Origin of the sequence: Actinomadura geliboluensis (assembly GCF_043197915.1) — a bacterium.
In the GTDB taxonomy this organism is placed as follows: Bacteria; Actinomycetota; Actinomycetes; order Streptosporangiales; family Streptosporangiaceae; genus Spirillospora; species Spirillospora geliboluensis.
On record NZ_JBICUA010000015.1, the window covers coordinates 76,312 to 99,625 of the forward strand.

Below are 23,314 nucleotides of genomic sequence, written 5' to 3' on the forward strand. Positions count from 1 at the left end.
TGAACCCCGGGGGTCGCCGCGTCGGCGCGCGGGTAACGGTTCGCGGCGCCTTGCCGCCGCCCGCGCCGCCACCCGACTACCATCGCGATATGCAGGACGTAGCGGTGATCATCCCGGCCAAGGACGAAGCCGACCGCATCGCGGCCACCGTCAAGGCCGCCCAGGAGCTGCCCGGCGCCGACCTCGTGGTGGTGGTCGACGACGGGTCGTCCGACGGCACCGGCCGGGTCGCGCGCGACGCCGGGGCCCGGGTCGTGCGGCACAGCCGCAACCGCGGCAAGGGCGCCGCGATGGAGACCGGCGCCGAGGCGGCGCGGCTGCTCGACGGAGTCGACGCCGGGGGCCGCGACCAGCCCCGCCACCTGCTGTTCCTTGACGCCGACCTCGCCGAGACCGCCCGCGAGGCCGCGCCGCTCGTCGAACCCGTCCGGGCCGGCGACGCCGACATGACGATCGCGGTGTTCACCACGACGGTGAAGCTCGGCGGCCACGGCTTCGTGGTGCGGCTGTCCCGCGAGGGCATCCGCCGCGCCACCGGCTGGGAGCCCGACGCCCCCCTCAACGGCCAGCGCTGCCTGACCCGCGCCGCGTTCGACGCCGCGCTGCCGCTCGCCCCCGGGTTCGGCGTGGAGACGGCCCTCACCATCGACCTGCTGCGGCAGGGCTTCCGAGTGCGGGAGGTGGAGGTGCCGCTCGCGCACCGCGCCACCGGCACCGACTGGCGCGCGCAGCTGCACCGCGGCCGGCAGTTCCGGGACGTCGCGCGGGCGCTCGCGAGCCGCGACCCGGCGGTGGCGCGGCGGCTGGACCGGCTGCGCGGCAGCCGCCCGTGACCCGTCTCGGGACGGGCGGGCTGTGGGGCATCGGGGCCGGCATCGCCTGCTTCCTCGGCACCGCCCTGCTGGGCCCGTCGGTGTTCGAGCCGGAACTGGAGGGCCGCCCGGGGCAGCCGCCGTGGGCGCTGGACGTCCACCCGTCGCCGTACCTGGTGATCGGCCTGGTCGTCGCGGGGATCGTGGCGAGCACCGCGGGCCTCGCGCTGTGCTTCGCCGCCGTCCGCAGGGGCTGGCGGGTGCGGGCGCTGCCGCTGGTCGCCGCCGGGCTGCTGGCGGCGGTCGCGTTCATGTGCATGCCGCCGGTCGGCTCCACCGACCATCTGAACTACGCGTCCTACGGGCGGATGGCGGCGACCGGCCACGACCCGTACGCCACGAGCGCCGAGGACCTGTCGCGCGACCCGGTCGCCGGGGCCCCCGAGGAGTGGCGGACGACGCCGTCGGTGTACGGGCCCATCGCGACCGGTGAGCAGGCGCTCGCCGCGTGGATCGGCGACGGCTCCGTCCGGCTGACGGTGTTCGTCATGTCGGTGGTGAACGTGCTCGCGTTCGCGGTGACGGCGCTGGTCCTCTACCGGGCGTCCAGGACCGAGGAGCGGCGGCTCCGCACCGCGCTGCTGTGGACCTGCAACCCGCTCGTGCTGTTCCACCTGGTCGCGGGCGCGCACAACGACGTCCTCGCGATCGCGCCGATGGTGGCCGCGCTCGCCGTGTTCGGGCCGCGGGCCGGATGGGCGCGGTCGCTGGCCGCCGGCGCCCTCGCCGGGGCCGGCGCGGCGATCAAGCTGCCCGCCGCGCTCGTCGCCGGCGGGCCCGCCTGGGCGCTGCTCCGCTCGGCGCGGACCGGGCACCGGTGGCGCCCGCTCGGCCGCCTCGCCGCGCTGACCTGCGGCGCCGCGGCGGTCACCGTGGTCTCCTACGCCCTCGCCGGGCCGCACTCCCTCGACCAGGTCCGCGAGGCGAGCGACATGGTGTCGTTCGCGACGCCCTGGCACCTGCTGGACGAGTCGCTCGGGCGCGGCTCCCAGCGCGACATCATCAAGACGGGTGCGATGCTGCTCGGCCTGGCGCTGTTCGTGCTGCTCATCCGGGCCCTGCCCAAGGAGGGCGTGGAGCAGGACCGGCGCGTCGCCGCCGCCCTCGTCCTCGCGTGGCTGCTCGTGGCGCCCTACGCGCTGCCCTGGTACGACGGGTTCGGCTGGGCGGTCCTCGCGCTGCTCCCCTGGACCCGGATCGACTGGATCCTGCTGGCCCACACCGCGGCGCTCAGCCTCGCCTACCTGCCGGCCCGCGCCCCCGCCCGCATCCGGCTCCCGGACGACCTGGAGTGGCTGTTCACCGTCGTTCGGCCGACCGTGGTCCCGTGGACGCTTCTGGCGATTCTGGCCGCGCTGGTGGCGGCGTGTCTGCGTTCCTCAGATCGACCTCCAGTGAGCGGAGCCCGGCCGCGAGCATCAGCGGGGTCGCCAGGCTGAACGCCACCGACAGGATCACCACGCCGGAGTCGTTCACCAGCGTCCCGACGACGCCGATGGTCAGCGCGCAGATCAGTGCCGGGCGCATCGACCGGCTCTGCTTGTAGGCGCCCCGCAGCAGCGACACCCGCCACCGCGTCGGCCGCGCCAGCACGAAGAACAGGAACACGACGGCGGCGGCGATCGCGAGCGTGTACGGCCAGTACCCGAGGCTGTTCAGCATCGCGTTGAACTTGCGGGTGACGATGCCCCACGCGTCCCCGTCCATCAGGTCCTGCCAGAACCGGCCGAGATGCGTCGGGTTGGCGCTCTGCGCGTTCAGGTAGGAGATGAACAGCACGATCGCCGCGCCGGCCGCGAAGAACGCGCCGAGCAGCGGCGCCGACACGCGCCGCCCGGTGACCATCAGCCCGAGCATCGCGAACGCGGGGACGATCGCGAGCACGCCGCCGAAGTCGCTGCCGAACGCGGGCAGGCCGTCCACCAGCACGGCGGCCACCCCGAGCACGGCGACGATCGCGACCGCGACGAGCTTGCGGCCCTGCCGCAGCGGGTACTCCGTCAGCCACGCCGCCGTCAGGATCGCGGCGACGGCGAACAGCGAGAACGCCTGGTTGCCGAAGCCGTAGAACCGGCCGGCGACCAGCGCGGTGTACCCCATCAGGGTGTTGAGCTGGAGGTTCGACCCGGTCATCACGTCCAGCGCGAGGACGGCCGCGGTCACCCCGGTGATGATCAGCGCGGGGGTCACCACGGAGCGCCGCCACGGGCCGGCCAGCGCCACGCCCGTCAGCAGCCCCGCGAAGCCGAGCACGGTGCAGATCAGCACCGGGGTCGGATGATCGGCCCGCCACCACGGCAGCAGCCCGGCGAGGAACGACGCGCCCGGCACGGCCCCGCCCAGCAGCGCTATCACCCGGGTGCCGCCCAGTATCCGCGCCCGGGACCGGCGGTCGCCGCCGAGGCGCCGCAGCGCCACCACCGCGACCCCGTACAGGACGAGCTGCGTCGCGAACAGCACCCAGTAGAACGACGTCTGCACGTTGCGGATCGCCTGGGCGGCGACGTCCTCGTCCTCCAGCGCGTCGATCCGGTCCTGCGTGGACGCCTTCGACGGCTGCGACTTCCACGCCGACCCGACCGCCTGCTTCGGCTGCGGCAGCCCGAGCAGCTTCATCGCGGTCGCGGTGAGGTCGGTCAGCGTGACCAGGCCCTCCTGGCGGGTGGCGCTGGACGTCATGAAGCCCGGCCCGTACCCGTCGCCCTTCGCGACGGCGACGCGCAGGTGCGGGTTGACGCCGGTGTCCGACAGGCCCGCCAGCAGGATGGTCGTGCCCTGCGGGACGCCCTTGACGACCTGCGCGACCCGGCGGTCGGCAGCGGCGGCGGCGTCGGCGCGCTTGGCCTCCGACAGCGGGATCTGGTCGCCCTTCGGGTCGACGCCCGCGTCGATGTAGCCGCGGAACAGGTCGTCCACGTCGACCGCGGCGAGCGGGCAGTGCACCCAGTCGGCGGCGGTGACCTTGTCGGGGGACGCGACGTAGCGGTCCACCCGGCCGCCGCCGTCGCCGGCGCCGAACACCGCGCCGGGCCCGACCGCGAGCGTGCAGCCGCCCGCCTTGTGGACGGCGTCGCCGAGCAGCCCGATCTCGGCGTGGTAGTTGGTGCCCGCGTTGTCGCTCTTGATGGCCGGCCAGCCGGCGGCGATCGCGCCTCCGGCGGGCGGCGGGCCGGTGGGGGAGGGCTGCCCCGGCAGGATCGGCGCGGCGGGCAGCGCGCAGTCGCCGTGCGGCAGCCGGGACCGCTGCCCGGCCGACAGCGTCAGCCAGCCGTCCGTGGGGCAGGTGTTGACCCGCGTCGTCCGGACGCTGAGGCCCGCGGCGGACCCGTCGCCCGTGAGCTCCCACAGCGCCGGCGTGTTCTCCCGGGTGACGTCGCTCCACATGAGCCCGGGGACGCCGACGATCACGACCCGCCCGGTGGCGGCGCCCGCGCCGGCGCCGGCCCGGCCGTCGGCGAACGCGGGGGACCAGCCGAGAATCGCGGTCAGCACCGTCCCGAGGGTCGCGAGGAACACGGCGATCTTGGTCCCCCGGCGCATCATGGCGTCAAGGCTACCGGGATGCGGGTCGGTGCTCCGGCCTCCGGATCGGGGACGAGGGCCCGCGCGAGAGGGCCATCGAGCCCCGGTGCGCCGTGACCCGGCCGGTTCATGTGACCCTGCTGTCCTCATCGGCGGCTTCGGCGATGGGGGCGGGGACGATCGCGGCGATGCGGCGCCCGCGGTTGGTGACGTAGGTGATGCGTCCTCGGACGGCGGCGCTGTTGAGGACGTCGGCGAACTGGCGGCGGACGTCGGCGACGCTCATCTCTTCCGATTCCATTACGTCAGTGTACGAGCACGATCTCTCATGTACATGGACGTACAATCAACTGGTGCGGCTTAGGTACAACTTCCGGATCTACCCGACCGTCGGTCAGCAGCAGTCGCTGGCGCGGGCGTTCGGGTGCGCGCGAGTGGTGTTCAACGACGCCCTGCGCGCACGGGAGGAGGCACATGCGGCCGGGCGGCCGTACCTGTCGGACGGAGACCTGTCCAAGGTAGTGATCACGCAGGCGAAGAAGACCGTCGAGCGGGCGTGGCTGGGCGAGGTGTCGTCCGTCGTTCTGCAGCAGGCTCTGGCGGACCTGAACACCGCCTACCGCAACTTCTTCGCGTCACTGTCGGGTGAGCGGAAGGGGCGCGCAGTCGCGGCGCCCCGATACCGATCCCGCAAGGACCGGCGGCAGGCGATCCGTTTCACCCGCAACGCCCGCTTCACGATCACGGCGGGCGGAAGGCTGCGGCTTCCGAAGGTGGGAGATGTGCGGGTGCGGTGGTCGAGGGAGTTGCCGTCGCAACCGTCGTCGGTGACGGTGGTCAAGGACGCGGCCGAGCGGTACTTCGCCTCGTTCGTCGTCGAGATCGCCGACGAGCCGCTGCCGGAGACCGCGTCCGAGGTAGGCATCGATCTGGGGTTGACGCACTTCGCGGTGACCTCTGCGGGCCGGAAGATCGCCAACCCGAGGTTCTTGCGCCGCGCCGAACGACGTCTCCGCAAGGCTCAGCAGGCGCTGTCCCGCAAGCAGAAGGGCTCAAAGAACCGCAAGAAGGCCGTCGTGAAGGTCGCGCGGCTGCACACCCGCGTTCGCGATTCGCGGCGGGACCATCACCACAAGCTCTCCACCCAGTTGATCCGCGACAACCAAGCGGTCTACCTGGAGGATCTTTGCGTGTACGGTCTCGCCCGCACTCGGCTCGCCAAGAGTGTGCACGACGCAAGCTGGTCCCAGTTCGCGGCGATGCTGGAGTACAAGGCCGAACGGCATGGCCGCACGCTGGTGAAAGTGGACCGTTGGCTCCCCTCCTCCAAGCTTTGCGGAGCATGCGGGAGGGTCGCCGAGTCAATGCCCCTGCACGTCCGGGAATGGGCCTGCTCGTGCGGTGCGGTGCACGACCGCGATGTCAACGCCGCCATCAACATTCTCGCCGCCGGACGGGCGGAGAGGTTAAACGCCTGCGGAGAGTCCATAAGACCTCCTGCTCAGGGAGGCGGGGCTCGGTGAAACAGGAAGCCGCAGAAGCGCCCCACACGCGGCGCAGGCTGCCCCCTGACCCCCTGGGCTCGGGAGCACGTCAAAAGAGCGCTACTACCGCGAAGGGGCCATATCCTGCGGGCTGTGGACGGTCCCAGGGCGCATCAGGTCGGCGGCGGGCGGGTCCGGCGGTCGCGCCTGCCCTTTCTCCTCGCCGGTATCGCCGTCGCCGTGATCGCGGTCGTCCCGATCGCGTCCCGGTGGCTCACCAACCCGCCCGACCAGCGGCTCGTCGACCTGGAGGTGTACCGGGAGGGCGGCCTGGCCGTGCTGCGGGGGGCGCCGCTGTACGAGTTCCTCACCCAGCCGCCGCAGCTGCTGCCGTTCACCTACCCGCCGTTCGCCGCCGCGCTCGCCGTGCCGTTCACCCTGTTGTCCTGGCCGGTCGCGCAGTGGACCTGGGTCGTGCTGATCTACGTGGCGCTGGCGATCGTGGTGTGGTTCGCGTTCCGCGACCTCATCCGCCGGACCGGGCGCTGGGCGCCGCTCACCGCCGGCGTCCTGTTCGCAGCGATGGCCTGGCTCGACCCCGTCCGCGACCAGGTCCGGTTCGGGCAGGTCGGGCTGTTCCTGCTCGCGATGTGCCTCGCCGACTGCTGCGCCCGCACGCCCCGCTGGCCGCGCGGCGCGCTGGTCGGGCTGGCCGTCGCGATCAAGCTGGTGCCGGGCGTCTTCCTCATCTACTTCCTGCTCACCGGGCGGCGGGACGCGCTGGTCAACGCGGTGCTGACCGCCGCCGCCGCGACCCTCGGCGGGTTCATGCTGCTGCCCGCCGACTCGTCCGCCTACTGGTTCGGGGCGCTGCTCCAGGGCGGCGACCGGACGGGCGCGGTCGACGGCACCACCAACCAGGCGGTGCAGGGGATCGTCGCGCGGATCTTCGACGAGGGCCCGGTCCGGACGGCGGTGTGGCTCGTGCTGGCCCTGGCCGTCGCCTACGTCGGCTTCCGGTGGGCCCGCCGCGCCACCCTGGCCGCCGACGAGCTGACCGGGCCGGACGCCTCCAGCCTGCTGCTCGCCGGCGTCGCGATCACCGGGCTGCTGTCGGTGATGCTGTCCCCGGTGGGATGGATCCACCACCTTGTCTGGATGATCGCGGTCATTGGGGCTTTGGCCGGTGATGGACGGGACACGCGAAGATGTCTGTTCGCGGGGGCCGTGTGGCTGCTGTTCCTGTGGCCGCTCCCCTGGTGGGGACGTGCGTGGATCGGCCCGGAACACTCCGTCATAGCGGAATTCGCAGGCCAGGTCCTGCGGGATTCGTTCGGGATCGCGGCGCTCGCCGCCATGGCGCTGCTCGGCGGCTGGCTGGTGAACCGGCTGAAACCGGACGCCGGCCGGGAGGATCCTTCGCAACCGGAGGTCGAGGTGGGTACGCTCGCCCCGTGATGCTAGTCGCGGTGGCCGTCGCGGGCCTGGTCGCCGGTGTTGCGGGCCTCTCCATCGCGGTGGTCGCGCACAACCGGGTCAACCAGGTCGTCGACGAGTGCGGGGAAATGCTCAGGCGCCAGCTCCAGGTCGCCAGCGGATCGGTGGACGAGCGCGCGCTGCGCGACCTCGCCATCGTCCACTACGACGCACTGAAGGAGATGTCCGGGCACCGGTCGTTCTCCCTCGCGCTGATCAACGCGGTCGGCGACGGCGTCGTCGTCAGCTCCATCAACGGGCGCACCGAGACCCGCACCTACGCCAAGGTCGTGCAGGCCGGGCACCCGGTGGAGATGCTGTCCCCCGAGGAGAGCCACGCCCTGCGCGCGGCCCGCCTCGGCAAGGGCCCGGTCGTCTCGATGGACGACCCGCTGCCCGACTTCGGCGGCGGCGAGCGCACCTCGGCCCGCGCCTGACGCTCCGGGCTCCGCCCACCTGACGCTCCAGGCTCCGCCCACCTGACGCTCCAGGCTCCGCCCACCTGACGCTCCAGGCTCCGCCCGCCGGGAAGTAGACTCGGGTATCTCGCCTCACGTCAGAGGCACTCCACCACACCGTTCGCCCCGGGGGACCCGTGACCGCAGACGACAGGACAGCGCGCTACGCCTACCTGGGTCCGCAGGGCACGTTCACCGAGGCGGCGCTGCTCACCCTCCCCGGCGCCGCCGACGCCGAGCACCTCCCGTACGCGACCGTCCCGGCCGTCCTGGAGGCGCTGCGCAGCGGCGAGGCCGACACGGCGGTCGTCGCGCTGGAGAACTCCGTCGAGGGCTCCGTCCCCACCACGCTGGACGAGCTGGCCACCGGCGAGCCCCTGCAGATCGTCGGCGAGGTCCATCTGCCGGTGTCGTTCGCGCTGCTCGTGCGGCCCGGCACCGCGCTGGACGACATCAAGACGGTCGCGTCGCATCCGATCGCGCAGCCGCAGTGCCGCCGCTGGCTGCTGGAGAACGTCCCGGACGCCGAGTGGCGCGCCGCCACGTCCAACGCCGAGGCCGCCCAGCACGTCGCCGACGGCCACTACGACGCGGCGCTCGCCGGCTCGTTCGCCGCGGCCCGCTACGGCCTGTCCGTCCTCGCCGAGGACATCCACGACGTCGCCGACGCCGTCACCCGCTTCGTCGTCCTGCACCGCCCGTGCCCGCCGCCCGCCGCGACCGGCACCGACAAGACGACCGTCGTGGCCTTCATCGGCGAGGACCACCCGGGCGCCCTGCTGGAGATCCTCACCGAGTTCTCCATGCGCGGCATCAACCTGACGCTGATCCAGTCGCGCCCGACCGGCGCCGGCCTCGGCTCCTACCTGTTCTGGATGGACTTCGAGGGCCACGTCTCCGACGCCCGCGTCGGCGAGGCCCTGATGGGGCTGCGCCGCGTCTGCGCCGACCTCCGCTTCGTCGGCTCCTACCCGCGCGCCGACAGTGTCAGCCCCGAGATCCGGCGCGGCACCCACGACGCCGACTTCACCGAGGCCGCCGACTGGCTGACCTCGATCCGCACCGGCCGCCAGAGCTGAAACAGATTCGGTCCTCCGCGTGTTGCTAGCGGGTGACTCCTAATCGAAGGGTTGCCCCGTGCGCGTTGAGATCTGGTCCGATGTCGTCTGCCCCTGGTGCTACATCGGCAAGCGGCATTTCGAGAAGGCCCTCCAAGGGTTCGAGCACCGCGACCACGTAGAGGTGGTGCACCGCTCGTTCCAGCTCGACCCGACCTTCCCGCCCGGGGAGACCGTCGACGTGGCCGACATGCTGGCGGAGAAGTACGGCATGACGCGCGAGCAGGCCGTCGAGATGAACCGGCAGATGGAGGAGCGCGCCGCGGCGGCGGGCCTGGAGTATTACCTGGAAGGCGGCCGCGCGGGCAACACCGTGGACGCGCACCGGCTCGTCCACCTCGCGGCGAAGCAGGGCATCCAGGACGAGGTCGTCGAGGCCCTCTACAAGGCGCACTTCACCGACCGCCGCTCAGTGTTCGACCGCGACTCCCTGGTCCAGGTCGTCGCCGAGGCGGGCCTGGACGCCGACGCCGCTCGCGAGGCGCTCGCCTCCGGCGCGTTCACCGCCGACGTGGAGGCCGACCAGCGCGAGGCCGCTGCCCTCGGCGCGACCGGCGTCCCGTTCTTCGTCCTCGACCGCCGCTACGGCGTCTCCGGCGCCCAGCCGCCCGAAGCGTTCACCGAGGCCCTCAACCGCGCCTGGACGGACGCTAACCCCGCCCTCACCACCATCGGCGGCGACGCGGAAGCCTGCACCGACGACACCTGCGCCGTCCCGCCGCACCAGCACTGACCCCGCACGGCGCCTCCGTGATCATTCTGTGCCCGAAATATCGGATTTCGAGGTAAACCGCCCGAATGTGAAGTGCGTCTCCTCCATGCACCCTTGATCATGGAGGCCCCGTGCACCGTACCCCTGCCCTGCTCGCGACCGCCGTCCTCACCCTGGCGGCGCTCGCGGTCCCCGGAACCGCACAGGCGGACGCGACCGCCGTCACGGTGAGCTCGGACTACGACCTTCTCGCCAAGGACCGGGTCGTCAAGTTCAGGGTGACCGCGGCGTCGGCGAGCGGGGTCACGGGTGTGCGGGCGAACATGCGGTACAAGACCACGGACGCCGAGCCCTACGCGTCCGTGGAGTTCACGCGGACGAGCGGGACGGACAACGACGGCGTCTGGCAGGCCGAGTTCCGCCCCGACGTCGAGGCCCGTCCCGGGCTGACGCGCGTCGAGGTGCTGATCACCACCGCCGACGGGGCCACCCTGACACGTCCGTACGGGTTCTACGACTGCTACACGACGATCGTGCAGGGCGTCACCGCCACGCCCGCGGTCATCGACATCGAGCACTCCGACGTGACCGTCGGCGGGCGAGTCATGATCCAGAAGGACCGGGAGTCCGCGCCGGAGCCGGCGTCGGGCGCGGAGGTCTGGGGACCTGGGAAGAACTCCACCACCTCGGGAGCGGACGGCTCCTTCACCCTGAGCTACAGCGGTGTGCCGAGCGCCCACGTCGAGGTGTTGAGGCGGGGCGTCTTCTGCGGCGACCGCGAGGACCTGCCCCTCACGGTGAACACGCAGTCCACCGAGGTGACCGCCACGATGACGCCGGGGTCGACGGTGGCCCCCGGCGCGCAGGTGTCCGTCGACGGCAAGGTCGTCCGGCACGGCTCCACCGGTCCGGCGCCCGCGGCGGACGTCGAGGTCCGCGTCGCCGTCCCGGCAGGGGTCGGCCGGGACGGGATCACGTGGGTGCGGACGCGCCAGGACGGCACCTTCCACGCCCACTTCTGGGCCGAGCGGAACGCCGGCGCGTCCGGCGCCGTGACCGTCAGTTCCCAGGGGAACGGCTTCCTCACCGGCAGTCAGACCGCCTTGGGCACACTGAACATCCGGAATATGCCGCAGCTCAGCGGATTCAACCCGGGCCCGGAGCCCCTCCCCTACGGCGACGGAATCCTCGCGCACGGCACGCTGGGCTTCCAGCCCTCCTACGCCGACGACACGAAGCTGCCGGTGTACCTGGAGTTCTCCCCGGACGGCAAGACATGGACGGTCTTCCAGAGCCGGACGCTGGACGGGCCCGGAAGCTTCTACTTCAACGACGACAAGCTCGTGAAGCAGGACGGCTACTGGCGCGTCCGCTACCCGGGCAGCGAGCGGAACGCGCCCCTGATCAGCTGGGTCGACTACATCGACGTCAAGTACCGCACGTACATGTACAACTTCAACGCCTCGCCGGAGCCGGTGAGCAAGGGGAAGACCATCACGGTCAAGGGGCTGCTGTACCGCTTCCGGGACACGGTGGGCCCCGGCCCCGGTGCGAAGATCTCCGTCTACTTCAAGGCCAGCGGCACGTCCACGTGGAAGTGGATGGCCGACACCAAGACGGGAAGCGACGGCTGGTTCAAGAAGACGTTCAGCGCGTCCAAGGACGGCACGTGGATGGCGAAGTACGCGGGGAGCAGCACCTACATCGCGTCCAACGCGCCCACCGACTACGTCGATGTGCGCTGACCTAGGTCGGCACCCACTTTTCCTGGAGACCCTGTGCGTCGAAGTTCTGCCCTCTTCGCGGCCGCCGCGCTCGCGGCATCGGCCCTGCTCGTCCCCGCGACCGCCGCGCAGGCGGACGCGACGGGCGTCATGCTCACGCTGGACTTCGACCGGCTGGCCAAGGACCGCGTCGTGAAGCTCACGATGAAGGCGAAGTCGGAGAGCGGCGTCACCAGCGTGCGCGCGAAGATGCACTACCAGAGCCTCGACGCGGAGCCGTACGCCACGGTCGACCTCACGCTGACCGAGGGAACCGAGCACGACGGCGTCTGGACGGCGGCCTTCCGCTCCGACATCGAGGCCCGCCCCGGCACGACCCGTGTGGAGGTGCTCGTCGCCACGGCCGACGGTGCCACCGTCACGCGGTACAGCCAGTTCTACGACTGCTACATGACGACCATCGCCGACTTGACGAACTCGCCGGACGTCATCGACTTCGAGCATTCCGACGTGACGATGCGCGGCAGGGTCCTGGTCCAGAAGTACCGCGAGGCCGCGCCGGAACCGGCGCGGGGCGCGAAGGTCAGCGCACAGTACGGGGACGATTCCACGACAACGGGTGAGGACGGTTCGTTCACCCTGAGCACGAGGGGCGACACCGCTCCGACCGTCCAGCTCCTCTCGCAGGGGCAGTTCTGCGGGACGCACCGGGCCGCCCCGATCACCGTCGAGAAGCAGGCCACGCAGATCACCGCGAAGATGATGCCGTCGTCGACGGTGGTGCCGTTCACGGACATGACGGTGGAGGGAAAGGTCGTCCGGCTGAGCCCTGCCGGACCCGTGCCCGTTGCCGACGGCGAGGTCCGCGTCGAGGTGCCCGCCGAAGTGGCCTTCTCCTTTCCCCGTGGGGTGCGGACGGAGGCGGACGGCACGTTCCGGACCACCTTCAAGGCCGGCCGGAACGAGGGGGCGTCGGCCACTGTGGTCGCTCGCTACATGGGCGGCGGGTTCTTCGCTCCCTCCGAGGTCGGCCTCGGCGCGCTCAATGTCCGCAACATGCTGCAACTCAGCGGATTCAACCCGGGCCCGGAGCCCTTCCCCTACGGCAATCTGATGAGCGTGAGCGGCAGGCTGAATTCCTACGCCACCGACACGGATCTGCCGGTGTACCTGGAGTTCTCCCCGGACGGCAGGACATGGACGGTCTTCCAGAATTGGACGCTGGCCGGACCGGGGGACTTCTACTTCATCGCCGACAAGCCCGTGAAGCAGGACGGCTACTGGCGCCTCCGCTACCCGGGCAACGAGCGGAACGCGCCCCTGATCAGCTGGGTCGACTACATCGACGTCAAGTACCGAACGAACATGTACAACTTCAACGCCTCGCCGGAGCCGGTGAGCAAGGGGAAGACCATCACGGTCAAGGGTCGGCTGTACCGTTACCGGCCCGCGTCGAGCGTGGCGCCGGGGGCGAAGATCTCGGTCTACTTCAAGGCGGCCGGCACGTCCACGTGGAAGTGGATGGCCGACACCAAGACGGGAAGCGACGGGTGGTTCAAGAAGACGTTCACGGCGTCCAAGGACGGCACCTGGATGGCGAAGTACGCGGGGAGCGGCACCTACATCGCGTCCAACGCGCCCACCGACTACGTGGACGTGCGCTGACCTAGGTCGGCACTCACTTTCTTGGAGACCCTGTGCGTCGAAGTTCTGCCCTCTTCGCGGCCGCCGCGCTCGCGGTGCCGCTCCTGCTCCTCCCGGGAACGGGGCACGCGGACACGACCTCCGCGCTGCTGACCCTCCAGTTCGACAATGCGGCCAAGGACCGCGTGGTCAAGCTCAAGGTGGACGCCCGTTCTCCCAGCGGAGTCGCGAGCGTCCAGGCCCGGATGTCCTACAAGGGCGGGTCCTACGCGACGGTGGATCTCGTGCGGACCGAAGGGACGGACGAGAACGGCGTCTGGACGGCGGAATTCCGTCCCGACATCGACGCCCGGCCTGGTGTCAACTGGGTCGATGTGGTGACCACCATGGCGGACGGGGTCACGATCACCCGGAATTCCACCTTCGACGACTGCTACCTGACGAGCGTCAGAAACCTCACGGTCACGCCCGACGTCATCGACGCCGACCATTCCGAGGTGACGCTCCGCGGAAGCGTCGAGTTCGTGAAGTACAGCGGTGCGACGCGGCAGCCGGCGCCCGGCGCGACCGTCCAGGGACCCCGCTCGAAGACCGCGACCGGGGATGACGGCCGTTTCGAGTTGACCTACAGCGGCTCGACGGAAGCCTCTGTGAGCGTCTACGCACCGGAGTACTTGTGCGGGGCCTTCTCCTCGGTGCCGCTGACCGTCAAGAAGCTGCCCGTCGAACTCAGGGCGGACTTCGCTCCCGGAATGGTCGTGGCGGCCGGTGCGCAGATGGCCGTCGTGGGGAAGGCCCTCCGCGAGGGGACCGATGTCCCCGTGGGCGGTATCTGGGTCAGCGCCGGCTCGATGGACGGTTCCGCTGTCCCGACCGGCTGGGTGAAGACCGCTGCTGACGGCACGTTCCGGATGCCGTTCACGGCCGGGCGCACCGCCGGTACCTACGGTCCCGTCTACGTGACTCCCCAGGAGAACGCGTTCTTCGCGGGAGCCGGAGCGTTGGTCGGAGCGTACGACATCCAGAACGTCTCGAAGCTGTCCGGTTTCAATCCCGGTCCGGAGCCCTTTCCGTACGGCGACCGGATGAAGGCCGCGGGGCGGCTGACGATCGAGCCCGCACCCGCCGCCACCACGAAGCTGCCCGTCTACCTGGAGTACTCCGCTGACGGCAAGTGGTACCGGATCATGGGCAAGCAGACGCTCACGCAGCCGGGCGACTTCTCCTTCTCCAGCGACAACCCCATCACGCAGGACGGCTACTGGCGTGTCCGGTACCAGGGCGACGCGCTCAACGCGGGGCTGATCAGCTGGGCCGACTACATCGACGTCAAATACCGGACCTACATGGCGAGCTTCAACGCCTCGCCGGAGCCGGTGAGCAAGGGGAAGACCATCACGGTCAAGGGTCGGCTGTACCGTTACCGGCCCGCGTCGAGCGTGGCGCCGGGGGCGAAGATCTCCGTCTACTTCAAGGCCTCCGGCACGTCCACGTGGAAGTGGATGGCCGACACCAAGACGGGAAGCGACGGCTGGTTCAAGAAGACGTTTACCGCGTCCAAGGACGGCACCTGGATGGCGAAGTACGCGGGGAGCGGCACCTACATCGCGTCCAACGCGCCCACCGACTACGTGGACGTGCGCTGAGGCCGGGCCCCCGATGACAACTACTGATCTTGGAGGCGCGGTGCGCCGACTGCTCGCCCTGGTCACGGCCGTCGTCGTGACACTGTCCCTCGCCGCCGCCCCCGCGGCCGCGGCGCCGTACCTGCGGGTGCGGGAGACCCGCGTCCTGTCGCCCGGCGGGACGACGAAGATCGAGGTCGCGGCCGACTCGTCCATCGACATCACGAAGGTGCGCGCCGTCGTGCGGCCGTACTCCGGCGGCACCGCGGAGCCGCTCACCGCGGACGACTTCGAACTCGTCGAGGGCACCGCCGCGAACGGCGTGTGGCGGACGAGGTCCGCGGTCGAGGTCGAGCAGGGCCGCTGGTGGGTCGACGTCGAGCTGGCCAACGCGGACGTGACGACCGTGTTCCGGCAGCGCGCCACCATCGACAACGGCCTCGACACGGTGATCACCGACTTCGACGTCACGCCGCGGATCGTCGACGTCGAGCACCCCGAGGTCGCCTTCGGCGGCCGGCTGATGAGCCGTGGCGCGGACGGGGCACTCGCCCCCGTGGAGGGCGCCACCCTGCGTCTCAGCGGCGCGGCCGGGCCGGCGCCCACGGTGGTCACCGGGGCGGACGGCCGGGTGCTGGGGACCGGCGACGTCGTCACGACGGGCGACGCGCAGCTCACCTACGGCGGCGGGTTCCTGTACCGGCCCGCGAAGAGCGCGGAGATCCCGATCGCGAAGGTGCGCCTCCAAACCCGCCTCTCGCTGGCCATGCCCGCCCGCCTCATCGTGGGCGACCAGGTCACCGTGACCGGGCGGCTGGAGCGCAGGGACCGCGCCGGCGTCTGGGCGCCGCTCGCGGGCAAGCAGCTCAACCTGAGCTTCAACGCGACGAAGAGCGGCGACTGGAGCGTCGTCGGCAGGCCCGTGACCGGCGCCGACGGCGGTTACACGGCGAAGGTCACCGTGACGGAGCCCGGTGCCTGGAGCGTCACCTTCGCCAACGAGCCGCAGACCCTTCCCGACGACTACTACGGCTACTTGATGTCGAGCGCGTACACGACCAACCGGCCCGTCGCGTACCGGACGTCCGTCACGGGCTTCAACGCGGCGCCCGAGCCGGTCGGCCGGGGCAACATGGTCACGGGGAGCGGGCGCGTGATGAACCGGCTGGCCGACGGCCGTTGGGTCGGCGCGGCCTCGAACGCGACCGCGCAACTCCAGTTCTCCACCGACCGGAAGAAGTGGAGCACCAAGGCCGCCGTGGGGGTCAACGGCGACGGCACGTTCCGCTTCGAGGGGCGCGCGGACCGGGACGGGTACTGGCGCGCGGTGGTCCCGCGCGGGGACTACGCCGAGCCGTCCGTCGGCGGAACCGACTACGTGGACGTCCGCTACCGGACGAAGATCCTCGACTTCAACGCGGCTCCGGAGCCGGTGCGGAAGGGCGGCACCGTCACCGTGATGGGGGCCCTCTACCGGGAGACCGACCGGTGGAAGCCCTACGGCTCGAAGACGATCGCGTTCTACTTCCTGCCGAAGGGGTCGTCCAAGTGGACGTACATGGGTTCCCAGAAGGCCGACAAGTACGGCCGCTTCCGTAAGGGGTTCAAGGCGACCAAGGACGGCACCTGGCGCGCCTACACCTCGGCGACGTCCAGTTACATCAAGACGTATCGGGACGACTACGTGGACGTGCGCTGACGTAGGCTGCCCTGGTGGCCAAGGACTTCGATCTTTACGAGCGGGAACTGTGGGCCGGGCGGGGCCCCGCGTACGAGCGGGGCTTCGCCCGGCTCACCCGTTACCTGGCCGGTCCGCTGCTCGACGCGGCCGGGGTGACCGGCGGGACGCGGTTTCTCGACGTCGGGACGGGCCCCGGGTTCGTCGCGCTGGAGGCGACCCGGCGGGGCGCCGAGGTGTCGGCGGTGGACGCCGAGGCGAGCATGGCGGAGGCGGCCGGGCGGAACGTTCCCGGGCTGGACGTGCGGGTCGCCGTCCTGCCGGACGTGCCGTTCGCCGACGGGACGTTCGACGCGGTCGCCGGCAACTGCGTCATCAACCACGTGAGCGACCCCGGCGCCGCGATTGCCGCGCTGCGGCGGGTGCTGCGGCCGGGCGGGCGGCTCGCGCTGAGCTGCTGGGTGATGCCTGGCAGCGGGGCCCTCGGCATCGTCCGGGAGGCGATCGAGCAGGCCGGGGTGCCGTGGCCGGACGACATCCCGCAGTCGCCGTTCATGGAGTACGGGGAGGCGGCGCCGTTCCGGCGGCTGGTGACGGAGGCCGGCATCGCCGAGGTCGCGGTCGAGGAGGTGACCTGGGAGCACGTCGTCGACCCCGAGGAGTGGTGGGAGACGGGCGCGCTGTCCGGGGTCGGCACCAACGGCGTCATCGTCGGGCGGCAGGACGCGGAGACCGTCGCCCGGATCAAGGACGCCTACGACACGATCATCGCCGACTACGGGGTGGACGGCGGCAAGGTCGCGCTGCCCGCGCACGCCCTGCTCGCGAGCGGCGTCCGGTAGAAGCGCGGTTATGCGCGCGCGGGCGCGGGGCTCGGAACGGTAGCCTCGGGTTTGTGATTGACCTGCGAGCTCTTCGAGAGGATCCGGAGCGGCTGCGCGCGTCGCAGCGCGCCCGCGGTGAGGATGACGCCGTCGTCGACCGGCTGCTCGACCTGGACGGGAGGCGCCGCTCCGCGCTGACCTCGTTCGAGCAGCTCAGGGCGGAGCAGAAGAGTTTCGGCAAGTCGGTGTCCAAGGCCAAGGGCGAGGAGCGCGACGCGCTGCTCGTCCGCGCGAAGGAGCTGGCGCAGCAGGTCAAGGAGCGGGAGGCGGAGGCCGACCGGCTCGGCACGGAGCTCGACGCCCTGCTGAAGGGCGTCCCGAACCTCATCGAGGAGGGCGCCCCGCCCGGCGGCGAGCAGGACTTCGTCGTCCTGGAGCACGTCGGTGAGCCGCCCGCGTTCGACTTCGAGCCGAAGGACCACCTGGAGCTCGGCGAGAGCCTCGGCGCCATCGACATGGAGCGCGGCGCGAAGGTGTCCGGCGCGCGGTTCTACTACCTGACGGGCGTCGGCGCGCGGCTCCAGTACGCGCTGCTGAACCTCGCCATGGAGACGGCCGTCGCGAACGGGTTCACGCCGATGTACCCGCCGGTGCTGGTGAAGCCGGAGGCGATGGAGGGCACCGGGTTCCTCGGCGCGCACGCCGCCGAGGTGTACCGGCTCCCGGACGACGACCTGTACCTGGTCGGGACGTCGGAGGTCCCGCTCGCCGCGTACCACATGAACGAGATCGTCGACGAGCTGCCGCGGCGGTACGTGGCGTGGTCGTCGTGCTTCCGCCGCGAGGCCGGCTCCTACGGCAAGGACACGCGCGGCATCATCCGCGTCCACCAGTTCGACAAGGTGGAGATGTTCTCCTACTGCGACCCGGCCGACTCCCACGCCGAGCACCTGCGGCTGCTGGACTGGGAGAAGGAGATGCTCGCGAAGGTCGAGCTCCCGTACCGGGTGATCGACGTCGCGGCGGGCGACCTCGGCTCCAGCGCGGCCCGCAAGTACGACTGCGAGGCGTGGGTGCCGACGCAGCAGACCTACCGCGAGGTCACCTCGACGTCCAACTGCACGGAGTTCCAGGCGCGGCGGCTGTCCGTCCGGTACCGCGACGCGGACGGCAAGAACCAGCCGGTCGCGACGCTGAACGGCACGCTGGCGACGACCCGGTGGATGGTCGCGATCCTGGAGAACCACCAGCAGGCCGACGGGTCGGTGCGGGTGCCGGAGGCGCTGCGCAAGTTCCTCGGGCAGGACGTCCTGGAGCCGCTCAAGCGCTGACCCTCGGCCGCCCGGCGTCGGTGGCGTCGCCTATGGTTTGTGGCATCTGCCCTGGAAGGTGACATGAGCCAGTCTTCGCCGCGCGTGATCGCGACCGACCTCGACGGCACGATCGTGCGCTCCGACGGCACGATCTCCGCCCGGACCGTCGACGCCCTGGCCCGGGTCGAGCGGGCCGGGGCGATGCTCGTCATGGTCACGGGGCGGCCGCCGCGCTGGATGACCGACGTCGCCGCGGCCGTCGACCACCACGGCGTCGCGATCTGCGCGAACGGCGCCGTCGTCTACGACCTGCACACCGAGACCGTCCTGGAGGCGCGGGAGATCCCGCCGGAGGTGATCGCGGAGGCGGTCGGGCGGCTGCGCGGCATCGCGCCCGAACTGCAGTTCGCGGTGGAGCACCCGGCCGGGTTCTACTTCGAGACCAGCTACCACCTCGGCCGCTGGGACGTGGAGGCGCTCGGCGGCCGCCGCGTGGACGCCGCCGAGCTGGTCACCAGGCCCGGCACCAAGCTGCTCGCCTTCCACCCGGACGCCGACCCCGACACGCTCTCGGAGAAGGCCGTGCAGGCGGTGGGCGACATCGTCACGGTGACGCACTCGTCCGGGCGGGGGCTGCTGGAGATGAGCGCGCTCGGCGTCACCAAGGCCAGCGCGCTCGCGGCGCTGTGCACCGAGCACGGGTTCGCCGCCGCCGACGTCGTGGCGTTCGGCGACATGCCCAACGACCTGCCGATGCTCACCTGGGCGGGCACGTCCTACGGCGTCGGCAACGCGCACCCGCTGGTGCGGGCCGCGGTGACGCACACGACGTCCCGCAACGACGACGACGGCGTGGCCGAGGTCCTGGAGCGGCTGTTCCCGTAGCGGGTGGCCGCACCCTCGCCGGAGGGTGCGGCCGGGGGCGTCCTACAGGTAGGGGCCGGACGAGCGCGGCCGGGACTGCGGCTCCTCCTCGCCGGGGGGCACCATGCCGGCGGGCAGCGCGCGGCGCATCTGCTCCAGCTGCGCCCGCGCCGCCATCTGCTGCGCGAACAGCGTCGTCTGGATGCCGTGGAACAGCCCCTCCAGCCAGCCGACGAGCTGCGCCTGCGCGATCCGCAGCTCGCCCTCGCTCGGCACCGATCCCTCGGCGAACGGCAGCGACAGCCGCTCCAGCTCCTCGACCAGCTCGGGGGCGAGGCCGTCCTCCAGCTCCTTGATGGACGACTTGTGGATCTCCCGCAGCCGGGCCCGGCTCGCCTCGTCCAGCGGGGCCGCCTTGACCTCCTCCAGGAGCTGCCGGATCATCCCGCCGATCCGCATGACCTTCGCGGGCTGCTCGACCATCTCGGTGACCGACTTGCCCTCGGACTCGCCCTCGCCGACGCTCTCCATGGCGATGCCGTTGGGGCCGACCACGAGGACCTGCGGTTCCTGTTCAGACTGGTTCTTCGAAGGCTCGCTCATAAACATCACATCCTCACACGGTCAACAGAATCTTGCCGACGTGACCGCTCTCCTCCATCAGCTCGTGCGCGCGCGCCGCGTCCGCCATGGGGAAGGACCGGTCGATGACCGGACGGACGTCCCCCGACTCCAGCAGCGGCCACACGTGCTCGCGGACCCCGGCCACGATCTCCGCCTTCTCCTCCGGGGGACGGGCCCGCAGCGTCGTCGCGTGCACCAGCGCCCGCTTGCGCAGCAGCTTGCCGAGGTCCAGCTCCGCCTTGGCGCCGCCCTGGAGGCCGATCACCATCAGCCGTCCGCCGGTGGCGAGCGCCTCCACGTTCCGGGCCAGGTACTTGGCGCCGATCAGGTCGAGGATCACGTCGTACGGGCCGCTCTCGACGAAGTCGTCCTCGCGGTAGTTCACGGCGACGTCCGCGCCGAGTTCGCGGCAGCGGGCCGCCTTCTCCGCGCTGCCCACGGTCGTCACCACGCGCGCGCCGCGCGCCTTGGCGAGCTGGATGGCGAACGTCCCGATGCCGCTGCCGCCCCCGTGGACGAGGAGCGTCTCGCCCTTGCGCAGCTCGCCCAGCCAGAACACGTTCGACCACACGGTGCACGCGACCTCCGGGAGTCCGGCGGCGGCCGCGACGTCCACCCCGCGCGGCACCGGGAGCACCTGCGAGGCGGGCACGGCGACCCGTTCGGCGTACCCTCCCCCGGCGAGCAGCGCGCACACCTCGTCGCCGGCGGCGAATCCGGTGACGCCGGCGCCCAGGGCCGAGACCCGGCCGGACACCTCCAGCCCCGGGTACGGGGGAGCGCCCGGCGGCGGCGGGTAGAAGCCCAGCCGCTGCATGACGTCCGCGCGGTTCACCGCGCTCGCCGCCACATCGATCAGCACTTCGCCCGGCTGAGGCTCCGGGTCCGGCACCTGCGTCCACTCCAGGACGTCGGCGGCGCCCGGCTCGCGGATCACGATCGCATGCATACCGATCACGCTACCGGGCGCGCCGCGGAGTGCTCCCCCTCCCCGGAGTCCCGCCCCAAGGTCGATCTACACGCGGGATGCGTGGTATTGGGTGATGGGTATCCTGCGTGGGGGCCATTTTGCCCACCTGCACCGTGTTGATCATCAGAGGCGTGCCCGAGGGGGATAAACGGTGGCGAGGAACGAGCACGACGGGCGTTCCCTGGAGGAGCGGCTGGCCTCTCTGGACGCGATGAGCGGCGACACGGCGGAACCGGCCCGGGACGGTGAGCAGGCGGCGCGGTCCGCCCCCGCCCAGCAGGAGAACGCCCCGCCGGAGCCGCCGGCCGCGCCCGAGCCGCCCGCCGCGCCGGGGCCACCGCCGGCCGCGCCGGAGCAGCAGGGCGCCGCGCCGGAACAGCAGCCTCCCGCGCCGGAGCAGCAGGGGCCGCCGCCCGTCCCGGAGAACGGCAACCCCTGGCTCGCCGCGCCGCCCGCCTTCCAGGGCGCCCCGGAGAGCACCGGCTTCGGCGCGGAGAACTTCGGCCCGCCGCAGCCCCCGCCCTACGACGGCGGTCCCGTCCCGCAGCCGCCGCCCTACGACGGCGGTCCCGTCCCGCAGCCGCCGCCCTACGAGGGTGGGCCCGTCCCGCAGCCGCCGCCCTACGAGGGCGGCCCGATGCCGCAGCCGTTCGACGGGGGGATGCTCCCGCCGCCGTACTACCCGGCCCCGGTCTACGACCCGTCGCAGGTCCCGCAGCCGCCCCAGCCCCCGCAGCAGTCGCCGTACGACGCGGGCGACGGCTCCGCCCCGCCCCTCGACCAGCTGCCGCCGTACCCGTCCGACCAGTTCGCGCAGCAGCAGAACGCCGCCGGGCAGTACCAGCCGGTCGACCCCGCCACCGGGCAGCCCTACCCGCAGGACACCGACGACTCCGGCCGCCCCTACGTGCCGATCGACCCGGCCACCGGCCGTCCGCTGGCGGCCGACATCGCCGCCCCGCAGTTCCCGCCGATGATGGAGCCGGGCGCCGTCCAGCCGTACCCGCAGGACGCCAACGGCGCCGCCCAGCCGTACCCGCCGGCCGACCCGACCACCGCGCAGCCGTACCCGCAGCCCGACCCGAACGCCGGCCAGCCGTACGCCCCGCCTCCCGCGCAGTACCCGCAGCCGTACCCGGCGGTGGACCCGACCACGGGGCAGCCGTATCCGGGGGTCGACCCGAACACGGGCCAGCCGTACGCGGCGGTCGATCCCAACACCGGCCAGCCGTACCTGCCGGTCGACCCCAACACCGGCCAGCCGTACGCGCAGGACCCCAACGCCCCCGCGCAGCAGTACCAGCAGATCAACCCCGCCACCGGCCAGCCGTACGTGCCCGTCGACCCGAACACCGGGCAGCCCTACCCGGGCTACGGCCCGCCCCCGGGCCCGCAGCAGGGCCAGATGATGCCGCCGGGGCACACCGCCCCGCCGCAGCAGGAGCCGCAGAACACCGACAGCCTCAGCTCCGAGAACCTCCTGGGCGAGCGCCGCATCGCGCCGTCCTCCGGGTGGCGGCGCGCCGTCTACAAGGCGACCGCGGGCGGCATCCACCCCGGCGAGTCGCAGGGTGAGCTGCGCCGCAAGGACCTCATCGCGCGGGCCCGCACCCCCGTCGCCGGCGGGCACCACCGGGTCGCGGTCATGTCGCTGAAGGGCGGCGTCGGCAAGACGACCACCACCACCGGCCTCGGCTCCATGCTCGGCTCCTTCCGCGGCGACCGGGTCATCGCGGTGGACGCCAACCCCGACCGCGGGACGCTCTCCGACAAGGTGCGGCTGGAGACCGCGGCGACCGTCCGCGACCTGCTCAACAACCGCGACAACATCCACCGGTACGCGGACGTGCGCGCGTTCACCTCGCAGAACGAGGCGCGGCTGGAGATCCTCGCCTCCGACCGCGACCCGGCGGTCAGCGAGGCGTTCTCCGCCGAGGACTACGCCGCCGTCGCCGTCGTCCTGGAGCAGTACTACTCGGTCTGCATCACCGACTGCGGCACCGGGCTGCTGCACTCGGCGATGGCGGGCGTGCTGAGCCTCGCCGACCAGCTCGTCCTGGTCAGCTCCCCGTCGGTGGACGGCGCCCGCTCCGCGAGCGCGACCCTCGACTGGCTGGAGGCGCACGACCACGGGCACCTCGTCCGCAACGGCGTCGTCGTCCTGTCGATGGTCCGCAACCGGACCCGCAGCCAGGTCGACCTCGACAAGCTCCAGGCGCACTTCGAGAGCCGCTGCCGCGCGGTCGTCCGCATCCCCTACGACGACCACCTGGAGGAGGGCGCCGAGGTCGAGCTGGAGCAGCTCGCCCCCGCGACGCGCGAGGCGTACCTCACCCTCGCCGCCGTCGTCGGCGACGGCTTCGCCTTCCAGCGCCCGCCCCAGCCCTGACCGGCCGGGTAGGGTCA

General features: G+C 71.9%; 18 protein-coding genes and 1 pseudogene. 15 read left to right on the plus strand and 4 right to left on the minus strand.

Features of this window, described 5'->3' with window-relative positions; genetic code table 11:
• The first annotated feature begins 89 nt into the window (after window positions 1-89).
• Window positions 90-833 carry a glycosyltransferase family 2 protein gene (locus ACGFI1_RS37835; protein ID WP_138636688.1) on the plus strand — a complete coding sequence of 248 codons (744 nt, stop codon included), beginning with the start codon at window positions 90-92 and terminating at the stop codon, window positions 831-833.
• Window positions 834-1,129: 296 nt separating this feature from the next.
• Window positions 1,130-1,534, plus strand: a pseudogene (gene mptB / locus ACGFI1_RS37840) (polyprenol phosphomannose-dependent alpha 1,6 mannosyltransferase MptB); the annotation flags it as partial.
• Window positions 1,535-2,171: 637 nt separating this feature from the next.
• Here mptB and ACGFI1_RS37845 read toward each other — a convergent pair.
• Both ACGFI1_RS37845 and ACGFI1_RS37850 read right to left on the minus strand, forming a co-directional pair.
• Entirely contained in the window at window positions 2,172-4,415 is a 2,244-nt protein-coding gene (locus tag ACGFI1_RS37845; protein ID WP_387069008.1) for a hypothetical protein, read from the minus strand.
• A 106-nt stretch (window positions 4,416-4,521) separates the two neighbouring features.
• The gene (locus ACGFI1_RS37850) at window positions 4,522-4,695 is read right to left on the minus strand and encodes a type II toxin-antitoxin system prevent-host-death family antitoxin (RefSeq protein ID WP_138636686.1); all 174 of its coding nucleotides are present in this window, start codon (window positions 4,693-4,695) and stop codon (window positions 4,522-4,524) included.
• Between the two features lie 52 nt (window positions 4,696-4,747).
• On the opposite strand from ACGFI1_RS37850, the gene ACGFI1_RS37855 reads away from it, so the two are divergent.
• From ACGFI1_RS37855 to ACGFI1_RS37910, 12 genes are all read left to right on the plus strand, one after another.
• Window positions 4,748-5,917: an RNA-guided endonuclease InsQ/TnpB family protein gene (locus ACGFI1_RS37855; protein WP_392792617.1), complete on the plus strand. Its 1,170-nt coding sequence runs from the start codon at window positions 4,748-4,750 to the stop codon at window positions 5,915-5,917.
• A 114-nt stretch (window positions 5,918-6,031) separates the two neighbouring features.
• Window positions 6,032-7,336 (plus strand): glycosyltransferase 87 family protein, encoded by a 1,305-nt coding sequence (locus ACGFI1_RS37860; RefSeq protein WP_392792497.1) that lies wholly within the window; start codon window positions 6,032-6,034, stop codon window positions 7,334-7,336.
• Entirely contained in the window at window positions 7,336-7,791 is a 456-nt protein-coding gene (locus ACGFI1_RS37865) for a DUF4446 family protein (protein WP_138636692.1), read from the plus strand. Before ACGFI1_RS37860 ends, ACGFI1_RS37865 begins: the two co-directional genes overlap by 1 nt.
• A gap of 158 nt (window positions 7,792-7,949) precedes the next feature.
• Window positions 7,950-8,891, plus strand: coding sequence for a prephenate dehydratase (gene pheA, locus ACGFI1_RS37870; RefSeq protein WP_392792499.1), 942 nt, complete (start codon window positions 7,950-7,952; stop codon window positions 8,889-8,891).
• A gap of 58 nt (window positions 8,892-8,949) precedes the next feature.
• On the plus strand, window positions 8,950-9,663 hold the full coding sequence (locus tag ACGFI1_RS37875; RefSeq protein WP_392792503.1) for a DsbA family oxidoreductase: 714 nt from the start codon (window positions 8,950-8,952) through the stop codon (window positions 9,661-9,663).
• A 110-nt stretch (window positions 9,664-9,773) separates the two neighbouring features.
• Window positions 9,774-11,387, plus strand: a complete 1,614-nt coding sequence (locus ACGFI1_RS37880; protein ID WP_392792505.1) for a hypothetical protein — start codon at window positions 9,774-9,776, stop codon at window positions 11,385-11,387.
• Window positions 11,388-11,420: 33 nt separating this feature from the next.
• The gene (locus tag ACGFI1_RS37885; protein ID WP_392792507.1) at window positions 11,421-13,031 is read left to right on the plus strand and encodes a hypothetical protein; all 1,611 of its coding nucleotides are present in this window, start codon (window positions 11,421-11,423) and stop codon (window positions 13,029-13,031) included.
• A gap of 32 nt (window positions 13,032-13,063) precedes the next feature.
• Window positions 13,064-14,656, plus strand: a complete 1,593-nt coding sequence (locus ACGFI1_RS37890; RefSeq protein ID WP_392792510.1) for a hypothetical protein — start codon at window positions 13,064-13,066, stop codon at window positions 14,654-14,656.
• Between the two features lie 40 nt (window positions 14,657-14,696).
• Window positions 14,697-16,334 carry a hypothetical protein gene (locus ACGFI1_RS37895; protein WP_392792512.1) on the plus strand — a complete coding sequence of 546 codons (1,638 nt, stop codon included), beginning with the start codon at window positions 14,697-14,699 and terminating at the stop codon, window positions 16,332-16,334.
• Between the two features lie 14 nt (window positions 16,335-16,348).
• Entirely contained in the window at window positions 16,349-17,155 is an 807-nt protein-coding gene (locus ACGFI1_RS37900) for a class I SAM-dependent methyltransferase (RefSeq protein ID WP_386875009.1), read from the plus strand.
• A gap of 53 nt (window positions 17,156-17,208) precedes the next feature.
• Window positions 17,209-18,468 (plus strand): serine--tRNA ligase, encoded by a 1,260-nt coding sequence (serS, locus tag ACGFI1_RS37905; RefSeq protein ID WP_364549590.1) that lies wholly within the window; start codon window positions 17,209-17,211, stop codon window positions 18,466-18,468.
• Between the two features lie 63 nt (window positions 18,469-18,531).
• The gene (locus tag ACGFI1_RS37910) at window positions 18,532-19,335 is read left to right on the plus strand and encodes a Cof-type HAD-IIB family hydrolase (protein ID WP_364549593.1); all 804 of its coding nucleotides are present in this window, start codon (window positions 18,532-18,534) and stop codon (window positions 19,333-19,335) included.
• 42 nt (window positions 19,336-19,377) lie between these two features.
• On the opposite strand, the gene ACGFI1_RS37915 is transcribed toward ACGFI1_RS37910, so the two are convergent.
• Window positions 19,378-19,917, minus strand: a complete 540-nt coding sequence (locus ACGFI1_RS37915; protein ID WP_392792514.1) for a bacterial proteasome activator family protein — start codon at window positions 19,915-19,917, stop codon at window positions 19,378-19,380.
• A gap of 13 nt (window positions 19,918-19,930) precedes the next feature.
• Window positions 19,931-20,887, minus strand: coding sequence for an NAD(P)H-quinone oxidoreductase (locus ACGFI1_RS37920; RefSeq protein WP_392792516.1), 957 nt, complete (start codon window positions 20,885-20,887; stop codon window positions 19,931-19,933).
• A gap of 172 nt (window positions 20,888-21,059) precedes the next feature.
• Between ACGFI1_RS37920 and ACGFI1_RS37925 the strand changes: the two genes are divergently transcribed.
• Window positions 21,060-23,297 (plus strand): MinD/ParA family ATP-binding protein, encoded by a 2,238-nt coding sequence (locus ACGFI1_RS37925; RefSeq protein ID WP_392792517.1) that lies wholly within the window; start codon window positions 21,060-21,062, stop codon window positions 23,295-23,297.
• Window positions 23,298-23,314: the final 17 nt, after the last annotated feature.